Origin of the sequence: Lacibacterium aquatile (assembly GCF_042683105.1) — a bacterium.
Lineage (GTDB): Bacteria > Pseudomonadota > Alphaproteobacteria > Elsterales > Elsteraceae > Lacibacterium > Lacibacterium aquatile.
Map to the genome: position 1 here is coordinate 113247 of NZ_JBHUIP010000012.1, position 6939 is coordinate 120185.

At 61.7% G+C, this 6939-nt stretch carries 7 protein-coding genes; all 7 read right to left on the bottom strand.

Annotation, left to right across the window (positions count from 1 at the left end; all coding sequences use genetic code 11):
- Positions 1–28: 28 nt before the first annotated feature.
- A complete protein-coding gene (gene ftsH, locus ACFSM5_RS12035) occupies positions 29–1954 on the bottom strand; it encodes an ATP-dependent zinc metalloprotease FtsH (protein WP_379876646.1) in 1926 nt (641 codons plus the stop codon).
- A gap of 75 nt (positions 1955–2029) precedes the next feature.
- A complete protein-coding gene (gene tilS / locus ACFSM5_RS12040) occupies positions 2030–3274 on the bottom strand; it encodes a tRNA lysidine(34) synthetase TilS (protein WP_379877298.1) in 1245 nt (414 codons plus the stop codon).
- Between the two features lies 1 nt (position 3275).
- Entirely contained in the window at positions 3276–4274 is a 999-nt protein-coding gene (gene ybgF, locus ACFSM5_RS12045; RefSeq protein ID WP_379876647.1) for a tol-pal system protein YbgF, read from the bottom strand.
- Positions 4275–4386: 112 nt separating this feature from the next.
- Complete coding sequence (gene pal / locus ACFSM5_RS12050; RefSeq protein ID WP_379876648.1) at positions 4387–4935, bottom strand: peptidoglycan-associated lipoprotein Pal; 549 nt, start codon at positions 4933–4935, stop codon at positions 4387–4389.
- Positions 4936–5167: 232 nt separating this feature from the next.
- On the bottom strand, positions 5168–5782 hold the full coding sequence (locus tag ACFSM5_RS12055) for an OmpA family protein (RefSeq protein WP_379876649.1): 615 nt from the start codon (positions 5780–5782) through the stop codon (positions 5168–5170).
- A complete protein-coding gene (pal, locus tag ACFSM5_RS12060) occupies positions 5782–6270 on the bottom strand; it encodes a peptidoglycan-associated lipoprotein Pal (protein ID WP_379877299.1) in 489 nt (162 codons plus the stop codon). The genes ACFSM5_RS12055 and pal (ACFSM5_RS12060) overlap by 1 nt, the downstream gene beginning before the upstream one ends.
- A gap of 151 nt (positions 6271–6421) precedes the next feature.
- Positions 6422–6892 (bottom strand): peptidoglycan-associated lipoprotein Pal, encoded by a 471-nt coding sequence (gene pal, locus ACFSM5_RS12065; protein ID WP_379876651.1) that lies wholly within the window; start codon positions 6890–6892, stop codon positions 6422–6424.
- Positions 6893–6939 lie beyond the last annotated feature (47 nt).

Consider the following 6939-nt stretch of genomic DNA (forward strand, 5'->3'; position numbering starts at 1 on the left):
CCGTTTCGAGATAGCAGAGGCGTGAGCTTTAGTCACCCGCCCCCGGCTGCGGCGACGGATCGAGATCCGGACCGCTGGAGGGAACGGCACCACGACGGGGCGGCGACGGCGGAGTATTGGAAGCGGCGCTATCGTCGCCTCCACGATCCCGGAAGATCGCCTCACCGCGCATCAGAACCTTCACCTCGTCTGCCGACAGGGTTTCATGTTCCAGCAGCGCTTTCGCCACCGCATGCAAACCATCCATATTCTCAGTCAGGATGGTGCGGGCGCGCGTTTCAGCCTCGTCGATCAGCAGACGGATTTCCTCGTCAATGATGCGAGCCGTCACGTCGGAAACATTCTTGCGCTGCGTTACGGAGTGGCCGAGGAAAACCTCTTCCTCATTTTCCGAATAATGCAGACGTCCCAGACGGTCGCTCATGCCCCATTCCGTGACCATGCGGCGGGCCAGACGCGTCGCCTGCATGATGTCGTTGGAAGCGCCGGTGGTGACATTGATCTTGCCGAAGATAATCTCTTCCGCCAGACGACCGCCGAACAAACTGGTCAACTGTGCTTCAAGCTCGAGCTGCGACATGCTGTATTTGTCGCCCTCGGGCAGCGAGAAGGTCACACCCAACGCCCGACCACGCGGAACAATCGTCACCTTGTGCAAGGGGTTATGTCCCGGAGCCAAGACCATGCAGAGCGCATGACCGGCTTCGTGATAAGCCGTGCATTCCTTTTCTTTCTCGGACATGGCCATGGAGCGGCGCTCGGCCCCCATCATGACCTTGTCCTTGGCTTCCTCGAATTCCTTCATGCCAACGACGCGCTTGTTGCGACGGGCGGCAAGCAAGGCGGCCTCATTGACAAGGTTCGAGAGATCGGCACCGGAGAAACCGGGGGTACCACGGGCAATGACGCGCGGGTCGACGTCGGGAGCCAGCGGAACCTTGCGCATGTGAACCTTCAGGATCTGCTCACGGCCCGTGATGTCGGGATTCGGCACAACAACCTGACGGTCGAAGCGGCCGGGGCGCAGAAGAGCAGGATCGAGCACGTCGGGGCGGTTGGTCGCGGCGATGAGGATGACACCCTCGTTCGCTTCGAAACCGTCCATCTCGACCAGCAGCTGGTTCAAGGTCTGTTCGCGTTCATCGTTACCGCCGCCAAGGCCAGCACCACGATGGCGGCCAACGGCGTCGATTTCGTCGATGAAGATGATGCAGGGAGCGTTCTTCTTGCCCTGTTCGAACATGTCGCGGACACGGGACGCGCCGACACCGACGAACATTTCGACGAAGTCGGAACCCGAGATCGTGAAGAACGGCACATTGGCTTCACCGGCAATCGCACGGGCCAGCAGAGTCTTACCGGTACCCGGCGGACCAACCAGCAGCACGCCCTTTGGAATCTTACCGCCCAGACGCTGGAATTTCTGCGGGTCGCGCAGGAACTCAACGACTTCGGACAGTTCGGCCTTGGCTTCTTCGATACCGGCCACATCATCGAACGTCACCCGACCGACCTTTTCGGTCAGCAGGCGCGCGCGGCTCTTGCCAAAGCCCATGGCCTTGCCGCCACCCGACTGCATCTGGCGCATGAAGAAGATCCAGACGCCGATGAACAGGAGCATCGGGAACCAGTTCAGGATCTGCCCCCAGATACCACCATTGTCCTGAATCGGCTCTGCCGTGATGCGCACGCCCTTACTGATCAGACGCTCGACCAGTTGGGGATCGTTCGGCGCATAGATGGAGATCGACTTCTGATCACTCTGAACCGCAGTGATATTGTTGCCCTGGATCCGGACTTCCGTGATCCGGCCACGGTCAACCTCGCCCAGAAAGTCAGAGAAAGCCATGGGCGATCCCGCCGGCTTGCTCGATCCGTTAAAGAGATTGAACAGCGCCACCAGCAACAAACAGATGATGACCCAGAGCGCCAGATTCTTCCCGAAATTATTCACGGTCTGTTGACCTTTCGACCTTCCACATTCGCAACGTGCGAACAGTTTAGCAGCCGGATGCCGCCCTGTCCCCTCTTACGACCACATCCCATCGACAAGACGACGGGGCGGCGTATGGAGGATCAGAGGGGCGGACTGCCCATCATGCAATGACAAGTGGGGGACCGAGCGGGAGCCGTCAAGCATCCGCAAGACCGGCAACCCCCGTAAAACCAGCGATGGCCATCGACTTTTTGTCCGCAACCGCGCCGCCTCAGGCCCCAAGGCCCCGATGGTCCAGTCCGGAGCAGGATCGCGGATAGAGAATCGCCCATCCCAGATCGCCGGTTGCCCAAGGTCGAGAGCGGGGGCGATCGCACTTGGCTCGCGGCAGATCAGTAGCTCGTCGCCCCGCCGCAACCATAGCGCGCCCCCCAACGTGCGTTCGCGAATCTCCCTGGCCTGACAGGCCGCCAGCAACCGCTCCAGCCGGTCGAAGCGGGGAGCATAATCGGCCGCCCCGACCCAGACCGCTAGCCGGGCCAACAGCCGCAGGGCAACCTCCGGCTCCTCGGCGACAAAAGCGGTATTCAGCCTCGCAAAGCCAGCAGGATGGGGACGCGCGTATCGCACCATCGCGCGGTCGGTCATGCGGGCAACTGCAGCCCCTGCCCGGGCGAGATGCCCCGCGGTGATCGCCAGCCTGCCGCTCGTCAGCCCCAGAGCATCAAGCTCCGCCGATGCCCGCCGGACTTTGACGCGGGCATAGCGCCCGTCGCGGTTGGATGGATCATCGACCGTCGGCAGCGTGGCCGCGATTTCGACCAACTCCTGCTTGGAAACGTCAAGCAAGGGCCGCAGCAGGCGGCAGGAGAGGCGCGCCGTCTCCAGCGCCATGCCCGCCAACCCCTCAAGACCACTCCCACGCCCCAAACGCAGCAAGAAAGTGTCGGACTGATCGTCCCGATGGTGACCCAGCAACAGATGCAGGACACCGGCGTCTGCGCACCAGCGCTCCAATGCCTCATAACGCCCAGAGCGGGCTCTGGCCTGGATATTGGCAACAGGTTGCCCGAGAGTGAGGTTCAGCGTGCGATGGGCGATCCCCTGCCCCGCGCACCAGACCGCAACGCCCGCTGCTTCGTCCGCCGCTTCGGATCTCAGACCATGGTCGACAGTCAGGGCCGTGACGCGACCATTGCGACCCAAAGCCCAGGCATGAGCAAGGGCAAGCAGTGCCATCGAGTCGGGGCCACCCGAAACCGCGACAGCAAGATGGGGGGCTTTTTCGAATCCCCCAATCCGGTCCATCCGGGTGGCAAACCAGCCCGGCAAAATCATATCAGGTGCAGGCCAGCCGCTGACGTTCCTCACGCACGCGGCGCATCAGGAACTCCGATGCATTGCCATATTCCGACGTGAAGCGACCATAGGCGGCGCAGGCCTCCTTGGTCTTGCCGGTATTGGCCAGCGACAGGCCCAGCTTCAGCAGATTATCCGGAGCCTTCGGGCTCTTGGGATACTTCTGATAGCCGGTCAGGAACTGCTGGGCGGCATCGGCATAGGAACCGCGGACATAATAGGTCTCGCCGAGCCAATATTGCGCGTTACCCGCCAGCTCATCATTGGGATTGTTGGTCACGAACTGCCGCAGGGCGCTTTCAGCCGAGCCGTATTCCTGCTTCTTCACGAACTCGAAAGCATATTCATACTGCTGCTTCGTCGTCCCCGCGGGCAGACGGACAGCCGCAGCGGCCGGAGCTGCGGCTGCAGGAGCAGCGGCGGCGGGCGGGACAGCGGCAGTCTGCGCAGTACCCGGCGGTGTCAGGCGCACAGGCGCGTTGGCGGCACCGGCCGGGATGGAGCCGAGATCACGGGGCGGAGCACCAGGAGCGACCGCAGCCGGAGCGGGTGTCGTTGCCAACTGCCCCGGCGCCAGCGGGCGGGCCGGTGCGGCAGGTGCAGTCGCGGCAGCATCGGCGGCAGGGGCAGTTGCGTGCTTCTCCAACTCGCTCAGGCGGAACTCGGCATCGGTCTGGAAGCGCTCCTGCTTCACCTTCAGCTGCTGAAGATTATAGCTCTGCTCTTCGATCTGGCCGGTGAGCTGGCGGATTTCACCTTCCAACTGCTGAATACGGATCGTCAGTTGCGCCGTCACCGGAATGTCGGCAGTCGGCGGCACCTGGGCCAGCAGTACTTCGGCCTCACTCTGCAGCACGGCAAGTCGCTTACCTGCCTCGATATTTGCGCGCTGCAAAGCGGTCAGATCATCGGCAAAAACCGCCGGCGCGAGCAGCAGGCCGGCCAGGGCGGCGGTGGAAAACAGACGGGCATGGCGCATTCTGCGAACTCTCCGGCAAGCAATCGTTGTGTGTGACATACAGCGAATTTCCGGCAAAACAAAGGCCCCGACGATAGGTCGGGGCCTTTGCGTTAATCTGCCGCGTCTCCGCTTAGCTCGTCGGGACCGAAACGCCGCGACGGTTGCGCGCCCAGACGCTGTCGTTATTGCCCAGCGAGTCGGGGCGTTCCTTGCCATAGGACACGGTTTCCAGGCGGTTTTCAGCGATGCCCAGCGACACGAGATAATCGCGGGCAGCCTGGGCGCGGCGGGCGCCTAGCGCCAAGTTGTATTCGCGGGTGCCGCGCTCGTCGGCATGGCCTTCGACCATGAAGCGGACGCCAGGGTTGCGACGCAGCCATTCAGCCTGCTGGGTCAGCACGCCCTGGGCCGGGCCGTCGATCGAGATGCTGTCGGTGCCGAAGAACACGCGGTCGCGACCCGAAGCCTGGAAATTCTGCGCCCAATCGGCCTTGGCAGCCGCCAGCTGCTGCGGGGTGAGCGAACCAAGAGCGCCACCGGAAATCGGGCTCGACCCCATGCCGCCGCCGCCGGTGATCGGAGCGTTATTACCGCCACCGCCGCCGTTGGTTCCTTCGGGGTCGGAGCAGGCAGCAAGCGCAAGCGAGGCAGCAGCAACAAGCAACAGACGACGAATCATGGATCAGGGCGCTCCGAGGACGCTAAGGATAGATGGAGGGTTGGTTCGGGGTTCAAGAAAACCGGCAGATCATGGCGAAACCAAGATAATACCGCCGGTCGCTCCAAGAAATTCGTGTATGACATACAACGTCAGGAGTCAGCTTGCAAGTCGTTGATGAATCGAGAGTCATCGGTAACCGATTTTGATTCAGTCCGTCATACGCCGATGGGACAGGGAAGTAATCGGCAAGCTATTGCTTGATGCCTATCCTGACCTTCGCCGGTATCTCGATCAATTTGCCATCCACGATCTTCCAGGATGGCTCCGTTCCGTCATCATGATTGAGCGGGCTGTCGCCAAAATAACGACATAGAGTTGCAGCTCTGGCGGGATCCCTGTCGGCACGACAATGCACGACTACCCGGCGGTTGAAAGCCCATGCTGCCTCGCTGCCCCCCAGAACTGCAGGGCGCTCCTTACCCCAGGAGACAGTCGCCAGGCGGTCGCCGGCAATACCAAGAGCCAACAGGTAATCTCGCACCGCATCAGCCCGGCGTTGCCCGAGAGCCAAATTATACTCTCGCGTCCCCCGTTCATCCGCGTGACCTTCCAACATGAACTCAAGGTCGGGGTAAGTGCGCAGCAGAGCCGCCAACCACGTGGCCGTTTGAGCGGCGTCACTGCCGACTTCGGAACTATCGAGCGCAAAGAACACGCGGTTCTGAAGCCACGGCGCTTGATCGGCCAAAGGCTTTACGGCGAGATCCCGCGGCGCACATTTACCACTGCCACAGGCGATCAGAGGCCAGCCCTCGGCACAGCCACCCAACAGGAGAGCCAACACTATCGAGAGTCCGCGCAGCATCATTGCCCCTGCGGCACAGAGACGCTGCGCCGGTTCTGGCTCCAGGCAGCGTCGTTAGTTCCCATGATAGCCGGACGCTCCTTGCCGTAGGAGACGGTCGACAGACGGTCAGACGGAACACCAAGGGCGACGAGGTAGTCCTTCACCGCCTGGGCGCGACGCTCGCCAAGGGCGAGATTATACTCACGGGTCCCACGCTCGTCAGCATGGCCTTCGACAACTAAACGCCTGGACGGGCGTTGCTTCAACCAGGCCCCTTGCCTCGCCAGAGTGGCACGCGCATCGGTGGTAAGTTCGATCTGATCATATGCAAAGAAAACCCGGTCCCCCACCTCAACCCTAAAGTCATCTCCTCCCTTATTCTGCGGATAACCAGGTACAACAGGCGGGCTCTCTTTGATCGTAACTGGCTGGGCCTCTTCGGGGGCCACATCACAGGCAGCAAGCAATAGGGCTAACAACAGCGATATTTTGATTCTCAAGAGCATCAGCACAACCTTTGATTTCAGTTGCACCACTTCAGCTTGAGGTTGTGACAAAATAAAGACCAACGCAAAAGCGGAGGCTGTGACAAACCAACACGCCGAAGAATGCCTCCGGCGCTCCCGCAAATCATAGCTTCAGGCCGCCACCGATCTCTTAGATCTGCGGGATCGAAACGCCGCGACGGTTCTGCGCCCAGGCGGCCTCATCGTCTCCTGGCACGGCGGGGCGCTCCTTGCCGTAGGAGAGAGTTTCGATACGATTCGGGTCGATTCCCAAGGCCACCAGATACTGCATCTGGGCTGTTGCCCGCCGCTCGCCCAGGGCCAGATTATAGTCACGGGTGCCGCGCTCGTCCGCATGGCCTTCGATCCGCAGGCGCACCTTGTCGTATCGCCGCAGCCAGACCGCCTGCTTCTCCAGCGTCCGGCGCGCATCCTCGGTCAACTCAATTTTGTCATAGGCGAAGAAGATCTTGTCACCCGCTTCGGCCTGGAAACCCTCCAGCGTCGGCCCTTGATAGGGATTGATACAGGCACAGGGGCGCGCCGGATCGATCACCTCCACCGCGCAGGCGGCAAGCGTCATCGCCAATAGGCTCATCCCGCTGGAAATCCTGAACCCCATGACAGCCCCTCCCCATCGACCTGACCCAAAAAGAAAGACGCCGGATG

Coding starts and splice junctions, on each gene's coding strand:
- tilS (WP_379877298.1), bottom strand. CDS start 3,274: ATGATTTTGCCGGGCTGGTTTGCCACCCGGATGGACCGGATTGGGGGA.
- ybgF (WP_379876647.1), bottom strand. CDS start 4,274: ATGCGCCATGCCCGTCTGTTTTCCACCGCCGCCCTGGCCGGCCTGCTG.
- pal (WP_379876648.1), bottom strand. CDS start 4,935: ATGATTCGTCGTCTGTTGCTTGTTGCTGCTGCCTCGCTTGCGCTTGCT.
- ACFSM5_RS12055 (WP_379876649.1), bottom strand. CDS start 5,782: ATGCTGCGCGGACTCTCGATAGTGTTGGCTCTCCTGTTGGGTGGCTGT.
- pal (WP_379877299.1), bottom strand. CDS start 6,270: ATGCTCTTGAGAATCAAAATATCGCTGTTGTTAGCCCTATTGCTTGCT.
- pal (WP_379876651.1), bottom strand. CDS start 6,892: ATGGGGTTCAGGATTTCCAGCGGGATGAGCCTATTGGCGATGACGCTT.